Here is a 20,312-nt window from a genome sequence, read left to right on the forward strand (position 1 = left end):
CATGTTTGCTGAAAACTCTCTAAAGACTAACTCTGAATGTTTGGTTGCTAGCCTAGCTTATTCATGAATTAGCCAACTGATGATATTGCACTTTTATAGCAATTACCGATCATAGTTTGCTGAATTGGCTCAAAATGCTAAACTCAATTATGCTATTTATTGAATTTATAGTAATTCAAGATTGTGGGTAAGCTAATTTTTAGTTTTCAACTAGCATTATATGCTGAGTTGAAAATTCTAGGTTGCCAAGAGATGATGCAATAATTTCGGTAAATGCAGACCATCATATCTCCAGCATACTCAAAAAAACTTTCTCACAAAGAGCCAGCTAATTACACACGTTAGTATAACTAGCAGTGAGTATCGTCCGTATAATAACCTCTGCACTAGGTTAGTGGATAAATCAACAAATGTCCAGATTCTAACTTGTCTAGGATTTACGCAACCAGGTTTTCTGTTGAGACTGGGTATAAGGGAGTAAGAGTTTAGAGTGCTATATCCAAAAACATCATGACTACAAAGCCGAGCATCACACCAATAGTTCCTTCTTTTTCTAAACCTTGACGATGAGATTCATCCCTCTTTTGTTACTACGGGGAAAGTATAATTAGAAAGAAAACCGTAAACAGTAAGTAAGAGGGATGGTTACGCCGCGCAGACAGCCAGTAAGCACAGTGGCATTCATAGATAACTATTGCCAACACTATTATTCATTGTTTGAGGACGTGAGGCATTTTGAAGCATTCAAATTCTTACATTTGGGCATACTTTCAGAAATTAAGCGAAAAACCCTACCAGAAATAGCTAAAACAGCAGGGTTAAAAGATAGCTAAAAACTACATCATTTTTTGAGAGATGCACTATGGGATGTCAAAAAATTAAGAGAAATTAGACTGTGGTTGATAAAAACGTTGATTGGTGAGAGAGAAATAATTTTATGTATTGACGAAACAGGAGATAAGAAAAAGGGAAAAGCCACAGATTATGTGACTAGTCAATATATTGGAAATTTAGGAAAGACGGAGAATAGAATAGTAAGGTGATACGCACTTAGATCAAATATTCTTGCGTCAGGGCTGTCCATAGTCAAGAGTCCAGAGTTAAAGATTAGCTTGGACTGTGGACTTTGGACTTTTGACAACCTGAGTGCGAAATATAAGATCTAAATGCGTAACAGCTTATCTGTAAATGCTTACGGTATAGTAGATGGGATGATTTAGTTGGAAAGCTTATGAGCAAAAGCTTTCACATAGTACAGATTTACTTAAAAAAAGGGTATTTTGAACTGTTATTGATGATACTGTTTGGCTAAAAACTCTTGGGCTTCTACTGGATTTGTAATATCTCCATCTAAAGTTTTAGCTAGTAAATCATCTAGCATTTGTCGATACTGCGGCCCTGGTTTATACCCTAATTTCTTGAGGTCATTACCATTTAAAATCGGTTGAACGTTAGCCCAGACTGTTAAGTATTGCCATATTTGCCGCCTGATGGGGCGCTGGCTTTGTAAAGCAATCAAAATTAGTATTTCTAAATTATACTTGCGTAGTAGCTGAACTACTTGGCTGGGGCGTTGATATTCAGATAAAGATTGTATAATCTCAGTCTTAGCCGCAGCCAAGTTTTGCAAGTGCTGAATGCTATCTTCCTGTAGTTGCAGATTTTTAGCGACTTTGCCCCGATACTTTGGTGCAAGGTGGGCAATGATGGCTTCTAAGCGCATTTGCCAAGGAATTAGGTTTTGTTGGGGGTCAAATCGCCGTAAACAACGTTCTAGTAAACGCAGTTGGCGTATGAGTTTACTATCTAAACTCATGGTAGGGTGGATGCACTGCAATGCCCCCAAGTCATCGAGTAATTGCAAAGCCGATCGCCAGTAAGGGGCTTCTAAGATATGCTTGAGTTCTGTTTTGAGTCGAGTTTGCAGGGCTGGGGTTTTGCTGTTAGTTTGGGCAGTGCGATCGTAAACGCCACTGTTGATGGCATAACGGATATATTCTTCGGTGCGTGGTTCAATGGCAAATCCAAAACGCACAGCAAAGCGCACCCCGCGATAAATCCGGGTGGGGTCTTCGATAAAGCTATTGGCGTGGAGGACGCGAACTTGCTTGGCTTCTAAGTCTAATAAACCACCAAAGAAATCGAGTAAATCACCAGCGCGGGGAGAGGTGAGGCGCAGGGCAAGGGCGTTGATGGTAAAGTCACGGCGATATAAATCTTGGCGAATGGAACTGGCTTCAACTTCAGGATTGGCGGCGGGGTAAGGATAAAATTCAGTCCTGGCGGTGGCAATATCTACCCACAAAGAATCTAAGTCTTGGTCTTTGTGCCACAACAAAGCAGCCGTTTGAAAAGCACCGTGGATTTCTAAACGGGCAACTGGGTAAATTTCTTGCAGTGCCTTTGCTAGTTCCACACCTGCACCCACATCGGCTGATTTGTGGAAGCCATCAACTACCAAATCTATATCTGTAATCATGAGAGTGCCGGCGGCTGCTTCCGCCAGCAGCAAGTCCCGCACCGCACCACCAACTAAATACAAATGCCAACCCCTTTCCTCGGCGGCTTGGGAAGCAGTGGTGAGTAATTGCCAGAGTTGGGGAGTCAGACGCGATCGCAATTCATGACTGAGGGAAGTTTTCAACTCAGCACCCATATCTCGGAACTGGCTTAAAGTCCCGCTACCACCGACAGCAATATTTTGATGCAGTTCCCGTAAAACATCAGTACGAGTGACGATACCCACTAACTGCTCATTTGCCAATACGGGCAAGCGACCGATATCATAGGTCACCATCAGCGACTCAATTTGTGGCAACGTTGTATCTGGGGTGATGGTTTTTAAATCAGTGGTCATGTAACCTTTAACTGGTGCATGACTAAATCCGTGATGTAGGGCGATATCCAAATCACGGCGAGAAATAATCCCCACCAATTGCCCTTGGGGATTAACCACAGATAAACCAGAGTGTCCGTAGCGTAATAAAATGCGCTGTGCTTCGGCAATTGTGGTTTCTGGGCGAATTGTGCGGACAGGGGAAGACATCAAGTCTCTGGCTGTGGGGGGATGAGGAATAGCCGCCTTGATACCTCGGAGGAGTTGTTGGAGGATATCTTGAGTATCAACGCCACGTAAATTGAGTGATGCTGCTTGGGAATGACCACCACCGCCCAAGGGTTGAAATAATTGGTCTAGATGCAGACCCGGAATTTGCGATCGCCCAATTACTGTGAAACGGGAATCATCTTTATTTGATGGGTGTGCATTTGCCAACAGCAAAGCATCAATTTCTGTTAACTCTATGAGCTGGGAGGCTAGACTCGATAACCCAGGGACAAAACTATCTGTTGTTAACGTCACCCAAGCGATAGTATATCCACGCAAGCAAAGATATTCTAATTTTTCCAACGCTTCCGTTAATAGTCGCTGCAATTGGGGAGATAAACCAGGGTCACGGTAATTAGCAATTACAGGTAAACTAGCGCCTTGTGCCATCAACCAAGCTAAAGCCAAGGCATCCCTGGAAGTTGATTGGTCGTAGGTAAGGGAACCCGTATCTACATGAATACCCAAAGCCATCACCGTTGCTTGGGCAGGATTGAGAGCGATTTGCTGGCGTTGTAATTCCTCCGCAATCAGGGTTGTAGTTGCACCCACCGAGGCGACATGAAACTGAGTTGCCGGGATATCTGATACTTGTCCCGTGTGATGGTCGTAAACTGTAATTTTCCTAACTTGAGGTAAATCTAACCACTCAGCAGGCTTACCCAGGCGATCGCGCTGTTGGGCATCTACTATAGTGAGCGATCGAATTTTCTCAGGATTTACCGAACGTCTTTCAATTAAAGGATACTCATCTCGATGTAGCGCCAAAAAATCTCGCACGGGTGGATGCGCGCCCCCAGTCAACACAATCTTGCTTCCGGGTAATAGGCAAGTTAGTCCTACGGCTGCGCCCAATGTATCAAAATCGGCTGTTGTGTGGCAAAGAATTAAATCCATGTTTAACTTTTGGCGGCTCCACATTCTCTGCTATGGGGTTTTCTGGAAGAATATCTGACATACTCTCACACAGCACTATGAGCAGATGCTTTAGTTAATGGTACGATACATTAGTATTACTCTACTTAACTTACACCCGATGGCTAGGTGGCGACTTAGCGGTAATCGAACGGAAAATCGCCGGAGATGCGACCCAAAACTTCTGATTGATAGTCGATATTGCTTTCTTTATTATGTGTTTATAACTTTGCGTCACATTTTTTTTGAAAAAATGTAGATTTGCGGATTGGGGTATTAATCTTTGTTGATGCCTTCATAGAGATATCAGTTAGATACCCGTAGTTAGTCAACTGACCTGTTTGGCTATCAAATATTCAGTTTTATCATTTTTTAGGACTTCTATAAGACTAGAAGCCTTAAGGCGGCACCCGGATTTGAACCGGGGGATGGAGGTTTTGCAGACCTGATGCTTTGCATCATTTAGTTCCCTAAGTGCTTTATTAGTAGGTATTAGGACTAACCCAGCTTGACTTTGACTATCAGACTGACTATCATCATGGGAAATAGAGGTTATATGATAGTCAATGAGTACAGCCAAGAAAGTTAAAGGTAATGTAGGCATTGAGGAATACAGGGGTAAGCTGAGGCTTAGGCTGCCTAGAACTGTTACTGAGGGTGGTAAACAAGTCTACCTAAGCACTGGGTTAGATTCTAATGAGATTAATAACCGCAGGGTATCATCATTAGCTAACTGGATAGAAGAGGACATCCTAACTGGTCAACTTGACCCTACCCTTGACCGCTACAGAGAGAAACTAGAGACTTACAGGCAGCCACAGTTAACCTTAGTTAAACCTAAGATACCCCAGACAGACATAGCAGAACTCTGGGATAAATACTGTGAGTTTATGAAGCCCCAACTGGCATCTACTACTTATATAAAGGACTATGCCAGGAAATATAGGAACCATATCAAGGCACTACCTACCAAAGACTTAACCCAGGCGATCGCTATTAGAGACTATCTGCTTACTGAGTTATCCCCTAATGCAGCTAAGAGAGTGCTAACTTACCTATCAGCCTGTTGTAAGTGGGCTGTTAGTTCTGGGCTAACCAAAGATAACCCCTTTGCTGGGATGTCAGAGGATATCAAGCTACCTAAGCATGATTCAGATGCCATAGACCCCTTTAGTAAAGAGGAAATGAACAGCATTATTCAGGCATTTGAGGAGACTAGACCCCATTATGCACCCTTTGTTAAGTTCCTATTCTGGACTGGCTGTAGGACTGGGGAAGCCATAGGGCTACAGTGGAAGCATATAAACTCTGAGTGTACCCAGATAACCTTTAGTGAATCCTATGACAGTGCCTTAAATATCAGAAAGGGGACTAAAACAGGCAAGTCTAGGAGGTTCCCTTGTAACACCCAGGTTAGGCAGTTATTACAGTCTATTAGACCACCTAGCCCAGACCTGGAACAATCAGTATTTACTAGTCCTACCGGAGGAATCATTAACAATACAAGGTTCTCTAATCAGGTCTGGAAAGGTGGCAAGATGGGTAAAAAGAACTACAAAGGGGTTATCCAGCAACTAATGAATGATGGACTAATAGACCGCTACAGATGCCCCTATAACACTAGACATACATTTATTACCCTGATGCTGGCTGAGGGTTTAACAGTCTCCACAGTAGCCAAGTTAGTTGGTAACAGCCCAGAGATTATCCTTAAACACTATGCAGGTAATACAGTACCCTTGGAGTTACCCAGTATCTAACTACAAAGCCCCAGGCGATCGCTAGGGGCTTCCTATTGGTTATATAAACTCGAAGTGTTCCTCTATTTCCTCTGGCAACTTCTCTAGTACCTGTAAGTCCTTAACCTGATGTATGTAGCACTTTGTATGATAACCAGATGTATGGTTAACCTGGGAAGCCTCTACCACTTCCTTACTAGCAGTTAATAGAGTCCCATCAGCTAGCTCATAGACTAATAAGTCTGGCTTATTCCACTTATAGTCCTCTACTTGAATACCTTTAAGGTCATAGAAATACTTAACTGCTACCCCAAACTGGCTGTTAGTAGGATAGTTAACAGAAACAGGTTGACCATCCTTAGTATTAACAGAAGATAAAGTTGGTCTAGGCACTACACAAACTGTGCCTAATGTGCTATGATAATAGTATTGAGAGTTTTTACCTAACATAATCTGAGTCCTTTAGGGTTGTAGCCCTATACTTGTTATTTACTGAGTACCCCTTAAGTAGTTCGCAGCTATTCAAGGGGTTTTGCATTAGGGTTAAGGGTAATCCCCTTAGTCCTTACATCCATATAGTCAAAGTGAACACTGTTCATATTAGGACTTAAAAGTAAGAAATAGCCTCAATGGCGCAAGTGCTTTGCGAAGTAATGGCTCCTAGAATCCTTACCCTGTATAGGTTCCTAAAATAAAAGTAAGAAACAGCTAGGTTTTGTTTCTTACTTCAGTATTTTATAGGCATTAAATAACCCCTATGGAGTATTAATACTACTCAGTAGGGGTCTTGAAAGGTTTCGACAACCATCGAAATAGTTAGCCAAAGTCAGCTAATGTGCTTCTGATATTTCTAAGGGAGGTTCCAGACATTCTACATTTATCTGTATTGAAAGATTAGGCTCTGGTATCCCTTCCCTATCTTGCCTATCCTTGGTGATCTTATTAGCAACATCCACCCAATCCCTTAACTCTCTGGATACCCTCAGGCTACTAGACTGTTGAAATGTCTCATAAAGTGTATCTGCCATATCGCAAGCTATCTGTAATAACCTTTCTTGTCTCTGGTCAGAGGTCAACCCCTCCTCAGATACCAACCTATTCACCTTAGTAGGTATCAGCACATCAGAGGGGACTGGCTTGGCTACCTTGGAATGTTTAAAGTGGTTATAGACATTCTGTGGGGTCACTGATACCCCTACAGTCCCTAAGTAATCCGCTAGGGCTGAGGCAGGTAACCCCATAGTCACCCTTTGGTTAAACTCAATCAGCCTATCATGGTCTAGCTTACAGATCAGGCACTTCCTATTTGCCATTGATTTTATCCCTTAGCTGTTCAATAACCGCATCTAGAGTTAATAGGGCTTCCTGGGGTTCTAATCCGCTTAGTTCATCCAAGACAAGCCTAGTCCCCCTATGTATATTCTGATGATGCTTAATAAACCCTCTAATAACCTCTGATACTGTCTGGTTATTACTTTGGGCTACATCATGTAACCAGTTATCAGTACTTTGGTCTACCCGGATTGCTATCTGTTTCTTAGTCATAACCTTAGGTTCCTTTTCTAGTATTTAGTCAGACAACTGGTTGACTAAATGAGGTAGAACCCATACAGGATTAAAAATAATGGCTCAAGTAAACCAAGGTAAACCCAGTCTCTCTGAACTAGAAAAACAAATCCAAGACCTCAAAGCGGCTGAGGCTAAACTAAAAGCCCAGAAGGCTGCCGAGTTCGCATCCAAAGTTCGCCTAGTCCAGTACTTAGAGGACTATTTGGATTCAGTTATTAAGGTAGGTAAACTGACCCCTGATACCTTCTTTGCAGTCTACAGAAAGTATGCAGAAGTCTATCAAGATTTGGATGACCGCTTATGGTTATTTACTAAGACAGTTATCAAGCTGATTAGTCATCCTTGGTATGGGGTTGAATGCAGTACCCAGAAGCTTGGTAATGGGGGTCTAAAGTACTTTGGTAAGTCCTATGCTAACCCTCAAGACCTTTACAAAGATGTCCTAGCCAGTATCTTGGGCGACTTGGCTGATGACCCATTTGGATCTGATGTTTATTTCTACAAACTACTTCAGGTACATCTAGCTGATGAAACTGAGTTACCTGCCGATGTATCCCTGAACAACAAAGCGATTACCCTTAGAATCCTTAAGGACTTTGTAGCCTTAGAGAAAGACCCTGTAAAAGCCCCAGACCTCAAAGACCTGACAGAGGATGATACCTTCTACATCCTGAGTCTAGTTGGGTTCCAGGAACAGCCTTAATAAACCATAAGGGGTACTAGTTACCCCTTTGACTGATTAATGGTAGCTGGCATGGCATCTGGCTATTTTATATTTAACAACTATATTTAACAGGTTTCTTTTGGTGTTTCATGTCCTACACTTGACCTCTTAGCTTGGCGGCTAGGGGGTTATTTATTTACCCCAGGGACTTAAGCGCTTAAGAGGATAGGTTATTAAAATACCCTAGACAACCTCTAGGGCGATCACTAGATGATTAGTTAATCATAGGCTGGCTCATCATCACCATCAAAGTAATCTTCATAGGGGCTACCTGGATAATCCCAGTGTTCACCCATTTCATCATCTAAATCAACCCCTGAATCATTACTTTCATCATCTGGGCAACACCTAGCTATTATTTCCTCTATATTAGCCTTTTGCCTGTTAGTGCCTCCCATAGAGGTTATATAAGCCCTAGCCGCATCCCTAAAGGTAGCCCAAGCCTCATAACAAGGGTGTCCCATAACCATTGCAATGGCTAGAGACTTAACAGTGTTACCAGTCCAGTTAGAGTCATCAAAGGCATCAGTAGCCAAGTCCCCATAAGGGCTATCTTTTCCCTTGAACTGCCTTAGCCAACTTCTGAAGGTCTTAGGTGTGGTTTTAGTTATCTGGGCTACCATAAGTGTTAGGGTTTCTCTGTGGTTTCATCTACTATTTTAGCACTTATTAGGGGTGACTGTCGAGCCTCAATGGGTTATTTGGTAAGCATTTAGGGGTTATTTAGGTAGACTTTAGGGTTACTTTGCACATATTACCCTTTAGGATATACAGGTTACCTCTAGTTACCCCTCTGGTTACCTCTGGTTACCTTTAGTGGTAACCGCTAGAACCCTTATACAGCTTAAGGTATAGGCTGTGGGTTACCTGGTTACCTTGGTTTTACCTATTAGCTTTTATAGAGGTGTTGGGTGATATCTATTTCATAAAATAGAGGTAACCAGGTAACCCATAGGCTGAAAGCTATACCCTATATGAATCCTAGCGGTTACCTGTGTGGTAACCTAGAGGTAACCAGAGGTAACCGGAGGTAACCAGGAATAATCTAAGGGTGACTAGCTCTACTGTTTAAGCGCTCATAAGCGACAAAGGTAATAAAAAACCCTAGATTATCTAGGGCTCTCACTAAGGTCTAGTTAATAGGTTTGTAACCCCTCTCTGGGTTATCTTTATCTAGTACTTCCCATACCATTCGCTCAGTGTCTATTCTGGCGGGGATAACCTCAGTATTAGGTACACTTGATAACTTCCATAACTTCTCAGTCTTACCTAATACCTTAATGGGCTTCTGTTCATAACCTAACTGCTTAAGGCTGTTAACTACTGCGGTTTTATTTCTACTGTGGGCATCCCCTCTAAGACCCATAGCATACATAACATCAACTGCTTTAAAAGCAAGGGAATATTTACCCTCAAGTGTCGCCTTACTAAGCGCGGTCTCTAGTTGCTCTACCCAGCTACCCTCTACCATGTAGTCTCTGTTTCTGACCTCTGAGGCAACTTGGCTATTCTCTGATAAGTCTGTAGGATACCCATTGAGTATCTTATGGTAAGCAGTAGCCCAAAGGTGATCTATATTATCCTCTAACCATGCCAGGGGTAACTTCCACCCATCAGCCAAGTCTATAACCCAGAATCTTTTATTACCTGTGGTATCTACTAGGAACTTAGACTCATTAGTAGTACCAATAAACAGGGTAACTCTTTCTGTGACTGATGCCTCATCAGCCTCTTTAAACTTCTGAATGTAAGTATCCTTTGTAGTACTGAGTAGGCTTTTTAGGACACTAGCCTCTTTACCCTTAAACAAGCGATCGCACTCGGACAACTCCATAATCCATGTAAACTTACATTGGCGGATAATATCAGCCTCATTAGTTCCTGATCTGAGTTCAGTTCCCCAGTTTTTACCTAATATCCGAGTAAAGGCAGACTTACCAGCATCCTGGTCACCTTTAATAATCAATGACCGCTTCATAGGGCATCCAGGCTCTAAAGCCCTCTTGACCGCGCCACATAACCAAGTAGTAACCATTTCCTGGGTTAAGGGGTCATCAGTACCAAATAGGACTTTACCTAAGCTGTCCCATTCAGGTAAAGGCTGGAAACCCTTCTCAATATAGAAAGGGGGCATACCTTTAAAGCCCTTCTCTTTACCTAACTTCTCTATTTCCTCAAAGCTTAGGTGGTTAATCCAGACTTTATGCTCTGAGTGTTCTTTGTAGTTCTGTTCTAGATATTTCCTAACTGGTTGAAACTCTTTACCCTCTAGCAATATCTCTAACTGTCTTTCATAGAAGCCCTTAGATGCCTGTGGGGATGACATTTCTAAAGCCTTCTCTAATCTAGCCATTAGCTTTGGTCTAGTAGTAGCTTGCCCTTGATAGTGAACAACATCCGCCCAACCATCTAACTCTAAATGCTTACCATATACAGCCTCAAACACTTGCCAGAATACATAGGCTTTCTCTCTAGACCCTTGGATATACTTTTTAGCTAACTTCCTAGCTCTCTCAGGTTCATTACCTGACTTAGGGTCAGCACTTCTGGACTTGTCACCACCTGACCCTACTGAGCTACCAAAGAAGTCTACAGACTTTAACCAAGCCAGTAACTTCTGTCCTTTGGCGCTATCATCTTCATCATCAAAACCATCGAAGCTTGACTGAATATCATTGAATGTGTTATAATCTGACATATTTGAATCCTTTGGGCATCTGCCCTATGTGTGTTTAATACTGAACTCTGGGGTTAACTAGCTGGTTACTGGTTAACCCTACTTGCTGTCTAGGGGTTGTAAAGGTAATCCCATAGCGGTTAGTCTCACATACTCAGAGACACTGTAACCAGCCTTAGCCGCATTAGCCTTAATGAGTGCTAGTTCATTAGCTGCTATTTTGATGTTTAGTTTGTGTGGTTTGGTAATCATTGGGTAAATCCTGTAGTCCTTACTCTCATACTTAGTCAAATCCTGGTTGTCACCTAAACCCCTACCAAATAATCAGGGTTTCAGACATCTGCATTAGTTAAATACCTAGTATTCCCTAAGAACCATAGAGGATAGTCAATGATAGGAACTGTAATCAGCTATTGAAATATCCTATGGTTATCATAGAAAATACTCTACAGATTCCCATAAAGGAACTTACCATCCTCCCCTATGGTTATTTCACCTGGGTTAGATTTACCTAGTACCTCAAATATCACCCCAGCCTTAGCCTCTACTCCTACCACAACTAGACCTAATGACTGGTAGCATCTAACTTTATAAGTCTTTACCCCCTTCCCCTTTCCTTTTATACACTCCTGTTCTACATATTCTGAAGCTGTTAGGGTGCTATAGAATGGGTGGCTAATGTCTACCTTATCCCCTACTTCAGGGGTGGCTGGCTGGGTGGCTATGTCTTCTACCTGGGGTTTATCTAGCTTTTGTTCTACCTCAAGTATTCTAGCCTTTAACCCCTCCATTTCTAATACTACTTTATCCAATAAATCATTACTGGGTGGCTCAGGGTGGCTATGGGTGGCAGGGGGATTAATAGGGGCTTCCCGGATACCCTGGGCTTCCTGTGCTGACCTAACTAACTCATTTAGCGCCTTAGTCTTATCCCCACTAGTATGAGACTTGGCATAGTTGGCTATAATAGCTACCACATCAGCATCTAATCTGACTGAGGTTTTAGTTCTGTCTGTCATGGGTGGCAAGTCCTAACTGTTTACCTGTTTATATTATAGCATCATTAGCCACCCATAGCCACCCATGGCAACATTATTTGGTAAATATTTAGTAAAGAATATTACAGGGTTATGTCGCCTAGAGGTGATTTCAGATTACTAGGTGACCTATAGTACCCCTAAATAACTGAAAAACTCTCTAGGGTGTCCTAAAGAGTTCCTGGGGTTATACTTTATGTCCACTGGGGGGTCTAGTCGCTGACCCATTGTAGTAGTTGACCTGTAATCCCTTGCGCTTAAGCTTCTTAGGTTCCTGGGATGCCTTGGTAGCTTCCCTGCGCTTTAGGACTTCTAAGAGTCTCTCTTTCTGTTCTGGGGTTAGGTCTTTGATGTTTATCTTAGCCATCTTGTTTATCTAAATATTCTGTAAGTTTGGCGATCGCCTGGGTATTGGCATCTAGGGTCTTATCTAAGCGGTTAAGGGTATCGATAAACCGCGCATTACTAGCATTAAGGGTTACTATCGACTTTTGTAGCTCTGTATGCGCTACTGATAAGGATTCTGATCTGGGCAGCCATAGAGATACCAGATTGGGCAGCCAGTTCTTGTAGTTGGGAATAGAGTTTAGCATCGACTGTAGTTAATATCCTTTTATTAGCCATAGAGGTATCAGTTTGATACTTACAGATAGTCAAGTTAACCCCTAGCGATGACTAGTATGAGTCAAGGGGTATCCCTTATCACCCCTTTGGCACCCTTTGACTATCGCTTTGACTATCAGTTATTCACTTTGGGTATTCATTATGGGTTTCTAAGAGCCTGAAACCCTTAAGGCGGCACCCGGATTTGAACCGGGGGATGGAGGTTTTGCAGACCTCTGCCTTACCACTTGGCTATGCCGCCACACTCTACAGTCAACCATCATAACATAGGTTTGCTTTGTATGGCATCCTCAAACTGCAAAATTTTTGCTATTACTAATGCAGATTTTAATGTTAAGTAAAAAAAATATAAATTATAAACTAGTCTTATGAAAGAGAAACATTTACACTTCTATTTAGTGAGTTATGAGTGTCGTAAAATACAAAAAAAATATAATTTACTCCTTAAGATAGATGAAAATCCGAAATAAATTCTAAAAGTATAAAAAAGAACTAAAGCTTACTTGTATTTATTGACTTAGATATAGTAGCAATCCGTGAATGATTTACCTGAGATGAGATAGCCTATTGCTTCATTGATAAGTTAAAAAATGAATTTACTACTCATTTCATGTTGTAAGGAAGAAGCTGGTATCAATACGCATAAGTGGCTAAACATAAAAATGAACGAAAAGTTACCCATCTCAATTGCTCAAATAACAGACATACATCTGTTGGCTTCAGAAAGCCAAAGGCTACAAGGAATATCTACAACAGAGTCTTTTTTAGCTGTGATGAAGCGGCTAGAGGAACTACGACCGGAGTTAGACTTGCTGCTGATGACGGGGGATTTATCTGACGATGGAACACCAGAATCTTATGAAAACCTACAACACTATTTAAATTCACTGCAAATAGCTACTTATTGGCTCCCAGGAAATCATGACTGTGCGATCGCAATGGATAAAATATTAAATCTAGGCATGGTTTCCCGACGTAAGTCTTTTCAACGTGGAAATTGGAATTTTATATTGCTTAACTCTAGTGTTACTGATTGTGTGTATGGTTATCTCTCAGCTACTACCCTAGATTGGCTGGATTCTGAGTTAAAAATGCTACCTAATAACCCCACCTTAATAGCATTACATCATCCTCCTGTATCAGTCAATTCTGCGTGGATAGATCGTAGCTGTCTCCAGAATTCACAGGAGTTGTTTGCTGTGATTGATCGTTACCCGCAGGTCAAGCTAGTCTTATTTGGTCATATTCACCAGGAATTTCGACATCAGCGCCACAATGTTCACTACTTGGGATCTCCCTCAACTTGCTATCAGTTCCAGTCGCAAAGCTCTACTTTTGCGATTAACCAAGAACTACCAGGTTTTCGTTTGTTGAAACTATACGCCGATGGCGCATGGACGACTAAAATTGAGCGAGTGCCTTATTCCCTACCCATAGAGCCGGCGGTAACAGTATCTTACTAAGTACCTGGCAGGAATTTTATAGATAAAGAAAGCGTAGAAGGACGCAGAATATTACTAAGTAATACTCAAAACTTAGAAAGCTGCTCAACGTCCCACTACAGCTAATATCACTCGGCACTTATTTTGACCTCATCGGCAAAATTATGCAAACGTACAAAATAGAACGGCCCAGCAACAGAACCCCAGATGTGTGCATCGGTTTCTAAATCTCGCCCTCTATCAAGACTGATAAATTTCTCTTCGTTAATTTCAAATTCGCTATCTAAGTAGGTCTTTTGACCTTTACGAACAACAATACAACCTTTTCCTGGTTCTACCGTACCTTTAAAGCTGTTACCAGTCCACTCAACAATCATGTTACAGCCTGGTAATTTTTCCAAAGATTCGCTAGTTAAAGTTTTCAAACGATTAAGGTCACGGGAAGCACCGTAAAAATTTTCTTCTTGCTTAACTATATAATTTTCAATATGGATGCGATCGCCTACGGTCATTAGCTTGAGTACCCGCAAACGATAGGGATCGTTGAGCATATAATCATAAGCTTGTTCAACGAAAAAACCTACTCCAGACAATACTTCCCACGGTAGAGGACGCATACACACACGAATATGGGCGTAAAAAGGTGGGTTTTCAAAGGCTTGGGCTTGATTACTAAAATCGGCTGCCATCCACCGTGCTAAGGTGGCTATGTCTGTAGAATGAGTCATTACATCAGATTTATTAAAAAATATCTGAGAGTATTTTAAAGCTTAATGGGGATTGGAGACTGGGGATTAGGAATTGGGGATATTTATTTCAGGTTGATGCGTCTAATGGATTTGCAGTTAAAGTTATTAGGCAGCAACTCATAAGGTGATACGCACTTAGATCAAATATTCTTGCGTCAGGGCTGTCCATAGTCAAGAGTCCAGAGTTAAAGGTTAGCTTGGACTGTGGACTTTGGACTTTTGACAACCTGAGTGCGAAATATACCATTTAAATGCGTAACAGCTTACCCATTATCGGTTACTCACCTTCATACCCACAAAATCGTCAAATCCTTATGCTAAGGCGCTTAAGTCTCCTCATTACGACTGTGATTATTTGGCAACTTACCAATTCTGTAACTCTAGCCAGGAGTAACGATCCTCAACAAGCAGACAGGTTTCCTCCTAGCCCATTGGAAATTACTACACCTGATCCGCTTGTACCGACTTTACGCGATAAACAACAGTTAACTGTTGCAGAAAGACAAAAGCTGGAGGCTGCGTTAGATGATTTGAACCAACAAGCAACAGCAAAGCTACAAGCTGGGGATAGTTTAGGGGCGTTTGAAATTTGGAACCGTGAACTACGCTTGCGCCGTTATTTAGGGGCTGTTGCTGAAGTCAAGGCGCTGTCACGAGTTGGTGAGATTGCGTGGAATCAAAACGATCGCCAAGAGCTACTGTACATCACTCAACGATTACAAGCAATTCAAAAACAGGCACAACCGCGAAACAAAAATGTGCAGCACAGTGTTGACTTACCACTACTACAAGCTTTAGGCGAAGCTTATCAGAAAACGCGATCGCTAAAAAGTGCCATTACAGTTTACAACGAAGTTTTAGCCACAGTTCGAGAAAAACAAGATTTAGTTGCCCAAGTAAATACTCTCACAACCATAGGGGAAATAAATCTCAATTGGTTTGATTATCCCCAAGCAGCTACCGCCTACGAGGAATTGCTCAGATTAGCTACCTCTGGGGGAGAAAATCAAAATCAGGAGTTCACATACTTGCAAAAGCTGGCTTATATTTATCAACAATCTAAGCAAGCACAAAAATCTATTGATGTTTTAAACAAAATAAAAGCTATTTATGTTCAGAATAATAATTTTACTCAGTTGCCAACCCTACAGCTAGCGATCGCCGCTAATTATGAAATGTTAGCGCGAAAAAATCCTGCTTTAATAGAAGCAGCTTTTAAAAACTATCAAGAAGCTTACATAACTGCATGGCAATTGCAACAATATCCTAGTGCGGCGGAAGCTGTACAGAAGTTAATCTCTCTGTACCGTTCTCAAGGACAACTAGATGAAGCTTTGCAAGCCAGCGAAATTCTTTTAGAAATACAAACACGAGCCGTCAACTTTTATGGTCTGATGGAAGCTTACGACCAAATAGGAAAATTATATTTAGAGCGTAAAGACTCCCCAGCAGCCCTCGCAGCATTTCAAAAAGGTTTAGAACTGGCGAGACAATTAAAACATCAAGAAGCTTATTTCACACAGCAAATTAACAGTATTTAAGTTGCACAATCCATTGTGAGGGCTGTTGACAGTTGACAGTTAACAGCCCTTATTAGTAGTTAGTTAGGTACGCGTTAGCTTATTACACAGAAGTTACTTCTTGCTTGCCGGAAGATTGTACTAATTCATACAGCTTGCTTTCAAACTTTTCCATACAAGCTGACCAATCGTAACCTATGATGGAAGGGCGGGCTTGTTCACTCAAGGCAGATTTGAGTTCAGGATTTTCCAAAATGGTAATTATTTTTTGAGCAAAATCCTGCGGATTATTCGGTTCTGCTAAAAGACCATTCATACCAGGGAAAACTTGTTCTGAAGTTGATGGTGCGATCGCCGCAACGACGGGAGTACCAGAGGCTAAGGCTTCGTTGGTTGTGGTGCAGAAGTTTTCTGTTACAGAAGGATTGACAAAAACATCGGCGCGGGCGAACCAACCTAAAAGTTCTGTACCGTGAGACTCACCCCAGAAGGTAATACCGGAAGGGAATTTTTGGGCGCGTTTGCGGATTTCTTCATCTAGAGGCCCACTACCAATAATTACCAAATGCACATCAGGAATTTTGGCAGCAATCATAGGATACATATCTATGAGTTGCGTGACATTTTTCTCGGCGGTAATGCGTCCTACAAACAATAGAGTCGGTCTACCATCGTTGGGAATGGGGTTGTGAGTGATGTTGCGGGGATGAAATTTCTCGCAATCAATTCCTTGATAAGGCACGTATTCACTACGCTGACATTTTAAGTTGTGGTATTTCTTGAGTTGTTCTCGTGAAGGAAACACATTCAAGTCATAATTGTCACTAAACTGTTTTACTAAAAGTGGAATCAGAGGACGCACCAAGCTAAAGAAGATATCACCAAAGTAATATTTGATATAGGCAACAATGTCTGTGTGGAAGACAGAAATAATGGGGGTATGGGTGCGTTTAGCATATTTCACACCTACAGGACGACCATAACCTTGCAACAAACCAGAGTATAAACCCCGCATTTGCGCTGCTTCTTCCACTACGATAATATCTGGTTGGAAGTCTGAAAGTAACTTACTATCACTCCAATGGCGATAGCTTAAAGGTTGGGGAAGAGACTTATAAAATATTAGTGGCTGTGTAGGAAATGCAAAGGAAGAAAAATTAGGGAAAGGTTTTAGTTCTTCTAGTCCCACCATTGGGCGGCTTCCAACTTTTTTGGGGAACTTGTCGTTGATTTGGGGGTGAACAAGTAATACTTCATGCCCTTGTTTTAACAACCAATGAACCCTCTGGTGTACCGCAACTGAGACTCCAGTTAAGAAGGGTGCATACAAACCGCTAAACAGCGCAATGCGAAGCTTTGATTTTTGCATACTTTTAGTAAATTTTTGTATTTCTTAGGGAAATTTGGTATTTGCAAGCACCCTATTGTTTATTAGTCATTAATCAACAGTTACAGCTGTAGCCAGATAAATTAGGACATCAAGCTAAGGTCAAACCCTAACAATAAAAGGCTTTCAAGTCTGTTAACCGTCAACAGTCAACAGCTATATCTTCCCCTTACACCCATACCTGAATTTCCCTCATCAACAAATTTGGCGGGACTTATGGGTTAATTCAATGGTTGATAAGGACGATAATCAGCTAGGCGAATATTCACAGGCCCGTTAACTTCATAGGTGACACCGCACCAATTAACTGTTTGCATCCGTAGAGAGGCTATCATCGCCCAGCCATAAACCCAGTGTGTAAGGGGTATTCCCATGACTATTCTCAAGATGAGAGAGGCTGACAATTGACTCACAGGTTTACCTTGTGAACGGATGATTGGTTGTAAACCCAACTCTAAAAACAGGATGAGCATAGTTAATGCCAATATATAAATGACATACCAGCTCAAAGCAAAAATGGCTGTATCTCCTTGTCCGCTAAAAAATGAGATAAACCACACAAACAATAGAAGTTGAGATAGCCCTATTGTTAAAACCGCTTCACCTACTAACACCCACCACCAAGGATGATAAAGTCGGAACGAAAGTAGTTGGCGCTGGAACGAGTATTTTAAATTTGGTAAATCACACTCTTGTGGATTGACCATAATCAGAGAAGGTACAAACTTTACTTGAAGATTATATTTAGCCATGACGCTAGATAGCATCGTATCTTCGTTTAGGGTATGTTCCCACCTCTCTAACAATCCTGTTCGATGCAGCACTTCCGTTTTGATTGCTAAACTTCCACCCCAAGGAATGCCGTATAGGCACATCTGGACGATCGCCGAAATATTGCCAATGTACCTAACCACAGTCCCCCAATAGGTTCCTGTAGGTACATACCAATGATTACCTGTAGTTACTCCTACCGTCGGATTTGTCAGAGGACTAACTAATTCTCGTAACCAATTGGCATGAACGATAGTCTCAGCATCTACTAAAGCCACTACCTGATAAGAATCATCTAATTCTGAAACAGCTTGCACTAAGGAACTGCATTTGAGACTACAAGTTTGGCTGATAGTCCGCAAATAATTAATTTGAAAATTATTTGCACCTATTTCTTTGATAGTCTCGTTGACAACTTGCCAAGCTGGGTCTTGTTCACTATCGACGATCAGCTTTAAATCATAGCGTGGATAGTTTTGCTGGAGGAGCGATCGCAAACAATCAGGTAATAACGGATATTCTCCCCGCAAATATAACAATACTGCCGTTTTTGGCAACTTCTCATCAGGTAAGCTATGGGATCGTAAGTTCAAAGACCACAAAAATCTTAGTACCAAGCCCACCTGAACAACTAACCAAATCACCAATAACTTTGATATTGATATCGCCAATTCATCCATTTATTGATTACCTCTACGCGATTTCTTAATTGGCGTGATTGAGAAGGCATTGCAATGCAACGCCTCTACATGGCATTTTGGTAATCTCACAGAGACATTTTGCTATCAATAGGTTGATCCAAAAAATCATAGGCATGATACTCAACTAAGCGGATATCGTCATGGCTATGAATCCGATAAATAATGCCCCGCCATTTAACAGTTGATATCCACACAGAAGATAGCATTGCTAACCCATACACCCATTGTGTTAGGGGAATTGCCAGTAACATTTTGCCCATTCTGGCAACTGATAACTGTGTCCCTGGTTGACCTTGAGCGCAAATTACTGGTTGTAGTCCTATCTCCATCACCAGCATAAGTAAGAGCAATCCCAGGGTATAAATGCTGTAAGAATTTAACAATAAACCTGCTACGTCCCATTGAGCATCACCCAAAGACAACAGAAACACAATAATGCTTAAAGTGGGGAACAAAATGCTAGAAACAGCTTCACTAACTATAGCTAGCCACTGGGGATGATAAAGCCGAGAATAAAGCAGAAAGCGCTGGAGATATTCGATAATTCCTAATAAATCGCACTCTTCACGATTGACCATAATCAAAGAAGGCACAAATTTAACCCGCAAACCATGCTTTTTCAGCACATTGGGCATCATTAAATCCTCGCCAAAGGATTGCGCCCACTTTTCCAGCAGTCCTGTTTGACGCAACACCTCTGTTTTCACAGCTAGAGTCCCACCCCAAGGAATACCAAATAGGTACATCTGCACAACAGTAGCTATATTACCGGTGTAACGTACCAAAGAACCCCAATAGCGGTTAGTAGGAACATACCAGCGATTACCAGTTGTCGCCCCAATTTTGGGATCACCCAGAGGGCTAACTAATTCCCGCAACCAATGAGGATGAACGATTGTATCTGCATCGGCTAAAGCAACTACTTGATAAGAATCATCCAAATCGGAAATAGCTTGAATTAGGGAACTGCACTTAAGACTACAGTTGTGGCGGATAACTCGCAAATGGTTGATTTGAGCGTTAGTTGCGGCTAATTTATCGATGCTATCACTAGCAATCTTCCAAGCAGGGTCATCCTGACTATCAACAACTACCTTTAAATCGTAATTTGGGTAATTTTGCTGTAACAGTGCTTCTAAGCAGTTGGGTAAAAAAGGGTCGGCTCCCCGTAAACAAATAATTACCGCCGCTTTTGGTAACTGCTCGTCAGGTATGTTTTTAGACCGCCATGTCCGCACATACAGCAAAAATACCAATGAAAGACACATCTGAATAACTAACCACCCCAGCAAAGACTTAGACAAGAAAATTGCCAACTCTTTCATCACATCTTTGTCTCCGGCAAATTTTG

General features: G+C 41.7%; 17 protein-coding genes, 1 tRNA gene and 1 pseudogene. 5 read left to right on the top strand and 14 right to left on the bottom strand.

From position 1 onward, the window contains the following. Positions 1-641 precede the first annotated feature (641 nt). Positions 642-1,037 (top strand): annotated as a pseudogene (locus tag H6G14_RS33505) (transposase); the annotation flags it as partial. A gap of 251 nt (positions 1,038-1,288) precedes the next feature. On the opposite strand, the gene H6G14_RS06690 reads toward H6G14_RS33505, so the two are convergent. Next, positions 1,289-4,003: a CBS domain-containing protein gene (locus H6G14_RS06690; protein ID WP_190566364.1), complete on the bottom strand. Its 2,715-nt coding sequence runs from the start codon at positions 4,001-4,003 to the stop codon at positions 1,289-1,291. Between the two features lie 584 nt (positions 4,004-4,587). Between H6G14_RS06690 and H6G14_RS06695 the strand changes: the two genes are divergently transcribed. Next, a complete protein-coding gene (locus H6G14_RS06695) occupies positions 4,588-5,781 on the top strand; it encodes a site-specific integrase (RefSeq protein ID WP_190566312.1) in 1,194 nt (397 codons plus the stop codon). 39 nt (positions 5,782-5,820) lie between these two features. On the opposite strand, the gene H6G14_RS06700 is transcribed toward H6G14_RS06695, so the two are convergent. The 3 genes from H6G14_RS06700 to H6G14_RS06710 all read right to left on the bottom strand — a co-directional run bounded on the left by H6G14_RS06700 (position 5,821) and on the right by H6G14_RS06710 (position 7,305). Next, complete coding sequence (locus H6G14_RS06700; protein ID WP_190566313.1) at positions 5,821-6,210, bottom strand: hypothetical protein; 390 nt, start codon at positions 6,208-6,210, stop codon at positions 5,821-5,823. Between the two features lie 380 nt (positions 6,211-6,590). Next, a complete protein-coding gene (locus H6G14_RS06705) occupies positions 6,591-7,073 on the bottom strand; it encodes a hypothetical protein (protein WP_190566314.1) in 483 nt (160 codons plus the stop codon). After that, positions 7,063-7,305 (bottom strand): hypothetical protein, encoded by a 243-nt coding sequence (locus H6G14_RS06710; RefSeq protein WP_190566315.1) that lies wholly within the window; start codon positions 7,303-7,305, stop codon positions 7,063-7,065. The genes H6G14_RS06705 and H6G14_RS06710 overlap by 11 nt, the downstream gene beginning before the upstream one ends. Positions 7,306-7,384: 79 nt before the next feature. Here H6G14_RS06710 and H6G14_RS06715 point away from each other — a divergent pair, with 79 nt between their 5' ends. After that, complete coding sequence (locus H6G14_RS06715) at positions 7,385-8,032, top strand: hypothetical protein (RefSeq protein WP_190566316.1); 648 nt, start codon at positions 7,385-7,387, stop codon at positions 8,030-8,032. Between the two features lie 239 nt (positions 8,033-8,271). Here H6G14_RS06715 and H6G14_RS06720 read toward each other — a convergent pair whose 3' ends face one another. The 6 genes from H6G14_RS06720 to H6G14_RS06745 all read right to left on the bottom strand — a co-directional run bounded on the left by H6G14_RS06720 (position 8,272) and on the right by H6G14_RS06745 (position 12,632). Further along, positions 8,272-8,676: a hypothetical protein gene (locus H6G14_RS06720; protein WP_190566317.1), complete on the bottom strand. Its 405-nt coding sequence runs from the start codon at positions 8,674-8,676 to the stop codon at positions 8,272-8,274. A gap of 509 nt (positions 8,677-9,185) precedes the next feature. After that, positions 9,186-10,751 (bottom strand): VapE domain-containing protein, encoded by a 1,566-nt coding sequence (locus H6G14_RS06725; RefSeq protein ID WP_190566318.1) that lies wholly within the window; start codon positions 10,749-10,751, stop codon positions 9,186-9,188. Positions 10,752-10,829: 78 nt separating this feature from the next. Continuing rightward, positions 10,830-10,982, bottom strand: coding sequence for a plasmid mobilization protein (locus H6G14_RS06730; protein ID WP_190566319.1), 153 nt, complete (start codon positions 10,980-10,982; stop codon positions 10,830-10,832). Positions 10,983-11,176: 194 nt separating this feature from the next. Next, the gene (locus H6G14_RS06735) at positions 11,177-11,749 is read right to left on the bottom strand and encodes a hypothetical protein (protein ID WP_190566320.1); all 573 of its coding nucleotides are present in this window, start codon (positions 11,747-11,749) and stop codon (positions 11,177-11,179) included. Between the two features lie 377 nt (positions 11,750-12,126). Further along, entirely contained in the window at positions 12,127-12,360 is a 234-nt protein-coding gene (locus tag H6G14_RS06740) for a hypothetical protein (RefSeq protein ID WP_190566321.1), read from the bottom strand. Positions 12,361-12,560: 200 nt separating this feature from the next. Beyond that, positions 12,561-12,632: transfer RNA gene (locus H6G14_RS06745), tRNA-Cys, on the bottom strand. A 421-nt stretch (positions 12,633-13,053) separates the two neighbouring features. On the opposite strand from H6G14_RS06745, the gene cpdA reads away from it, so the two are divergent. Continuing rightward, positions 13,054-13,854 (top strand): 3',5'-cyclic-AMP phosphodiesterase, encoded by an 801-nt coding sequence (cpdA, locus tag H6G14_RS06750; RefSeq protein ID WP_190566322.1) that lies wholly within the window; start codon positions 13,054-13,056, stop codon positions 13,852-13,854. Positions 13,855-13,961: 107 nt separating this feature from the next. Here cpdA and H6G14_RS06755 read toward each other — a convergent pair whose 3' ends face one another. Next, positions 13,962-14,561, bottom strand: coding sequence for a chromophore lyase CpcT/CpeT (locus tag H6G14_RS06755; RefSeq protein ID WP_190566323.1), 600 nt, complete (start codon positions 14,559-14,561; stop codon positions 13,962-13,964). 335 nt (positions 14,562-14,896) lie between these two features. Here H6G14_RS06755 and H6G14_RS06760 point away from each other — a divergent pair, with 335 nt between their 5' ends. After that, complete coding sequence (locus tag H6G14_RS06760; RefSeq protein WP_190566324.1) at positions 14,897-16,123, top strand: tetratricopeptide repeat protein; 1,227 nt, start codon at positions 14,897-14,899, stop codon at positions 16,121-16,123. A gap of 82 nt (positions 16,124-16,205) precedes the next feature. Here H6G14_RS06760 and H6G14_RS06765 read toward each other — a convergent pair whose 3' ends face one another. The 3 genes from H6G14_RS06765 to H6G14_RS06775 form a co-directional block, all read right to left on the bottom strand. Then, positions 16,206-17,471 (bottom strand): glycosyltransferase, encoded by a 1,266-nt coding sequence (locus H6G14_RS06765; RefSeq protein WP_190566325.1) that lies wholly within the window; start codon positions 17,469-17,471, stop codon positions 16,206-16,208. Positions 17,472-17,710: 239 nt separating this feature from the next. After that, positions 17,711-18,940, bottom strand: coding sequence for a glycosyltransferase family 2 protein (locus H6G14_RS06770; protein ID WP_190566326.1), 1,230 nt, complete (start codon positions 18,938-18,940; stop codon positions 17,711-17,713). An 86-nt stretch (positions 18,941-19,026) separates the two neighbouring features. Further along, a complete protein-coding gene (locus H6G14_RS06775) occupies positions 19,027-20,286 on the bottom strand; it encodes a glycosyltransferase family 2 protein (protein WP_190566365.1) in 1,260 nt (419 codons plus the stop codon). Between the last annotated feature and the right edge of the window lie 26 nt (positions 20,287-20,312).

The organism is Nostoc parmelioides FACHB-3921, assembly GCF_014696625.1.
GTDB lineage: Bacteria > Cyanobacteriota > Cyanobacteriia > Cyanobacteriales > Nostocaceae > Trichormus > Trichormus parmelioides.

Excerpts from the sequence above, each read along its gene's own strand:
- H6G14_RS06755 (WP_190566323.1), bottom strand. The coding sequence starts at position 14,561 with ATGACTCATTCTACAGACATAGCCACCTTAGCACGGTGGATGGCAGCC.
- H6G14_RS06695 (WP_190566312.1), top strand. The coding sequence starts at position 4,588 with ATGAGTACAGCCAAGAAAGTTAAAGGTAATGTAGGCATTGAGGAATAC.
- H6G14_RS06690 (WP_190566364.1), bottom strand. The coding sequence starts at position 4,003 with ATGGATTTAATTCTTTGCCACACAACAGCCGATTTTGATACATTGGGC.
- H6G14_RS06770 (WP_190566326.1), bottom strand. The coding sequence starts at position 18,940 with ATGGATGAATTGGCGATATCAATATCAAAGTTATTGGTGATTTGGTTA.
- H6G14_RS06700 (WP_190566313.1), bottom strand. The coding sequence starts at position 6,210 with ATGTTAGGTAAAAACTCTCAATACTATTATCATAGCACATTAGGCACA.
- H6G14_RS06730 (WP_190566319.1), bottom strand. The coding sequence starts at position 10,982 with ATGATTACCAAACCACACAAACTAAACATCAAAATAGCAGCTAATGAA.
- H6G14_RS06725 (WP_190566318.1), bottom strand. The coding sequence starts at position 10,751 with ATGTCAGATTATAACACATTCAATGATATTCAGTCAAGCTTCGATGGT.
- H6G14_RS06775 (WP_190566365.1), bottom strand. The coding sequence starts at position 20,286 with ATGAAAGAGTTGGCAATTTTCTTGTCTAAGTCTTTGCTGGGGTGGTTA.
- H6G14_RS06735 (WP_190566320.1), bottom strand. The coding sequence starts at position 11,749 with ATGACAGACAGAACTAAAACCTCAGTCAGATTAGATGCTGATGTGGTA.
- H6G14_RS06760 (WP_190566324.1), top strand. The coding sequence starts at position 14,897 with ATGCTAAGGCGCTTAAGTCTCCTCATTACGACTGTGATTATTTGGCAA.
- H6G14_RS06705 (WP_190566314.1), bottom strand. The coding sequence starts at position 7,073 with ATGGCAAATAGGAAGTGCCTGATCTGTAAGCTAGACCATGATAGGCTG.
- H6G14_RS06765 (WP_190566325.1), bottom strand. The coding sequence starts at position 17,471 with ATGCAAAAATCAAAGCTTCGCATTGCGCTGTTTAGCGGTTTGTATGCA.
- cpdA (WP_190566322.1), top strand. The coding sequence starts at position 13,054 with ATGAACGAAAAGTTACCCATCTCAATTGCTCAAATAACAGACATACAT.
- H6G14_RS06740 (WP_190566321.1), bottom strand. The coding sequence starts at position 12,360 with ATGCTAAACTCTATTCCCAACTACAAGAACTGGCTGCCCAATCTGGTA.
- H6G14_RS06710 (WP_190566315.1), bottom strand. The coding sequence starts at position 7,305 with ATGACTAAGAAACAGATAGCAATCCGGGTAGACCAAAGTACTGATAAC.
- H6G14_RS06715 (WP_190566316.1), top strand. The coding sequence starts at position 7,385 with ATGGCTCAAGTAAACCAAGGTAAACCCAGTCTCTCTGAACTAGAAAAA.
- H6G14_RS06720 (WP_190566317.1), bottom strand. The coding sequence starts at position 8,676 with ATGGTAGCCCAGATAACTAAAACCACACCTAAGACCTTCAGAAGTTGG.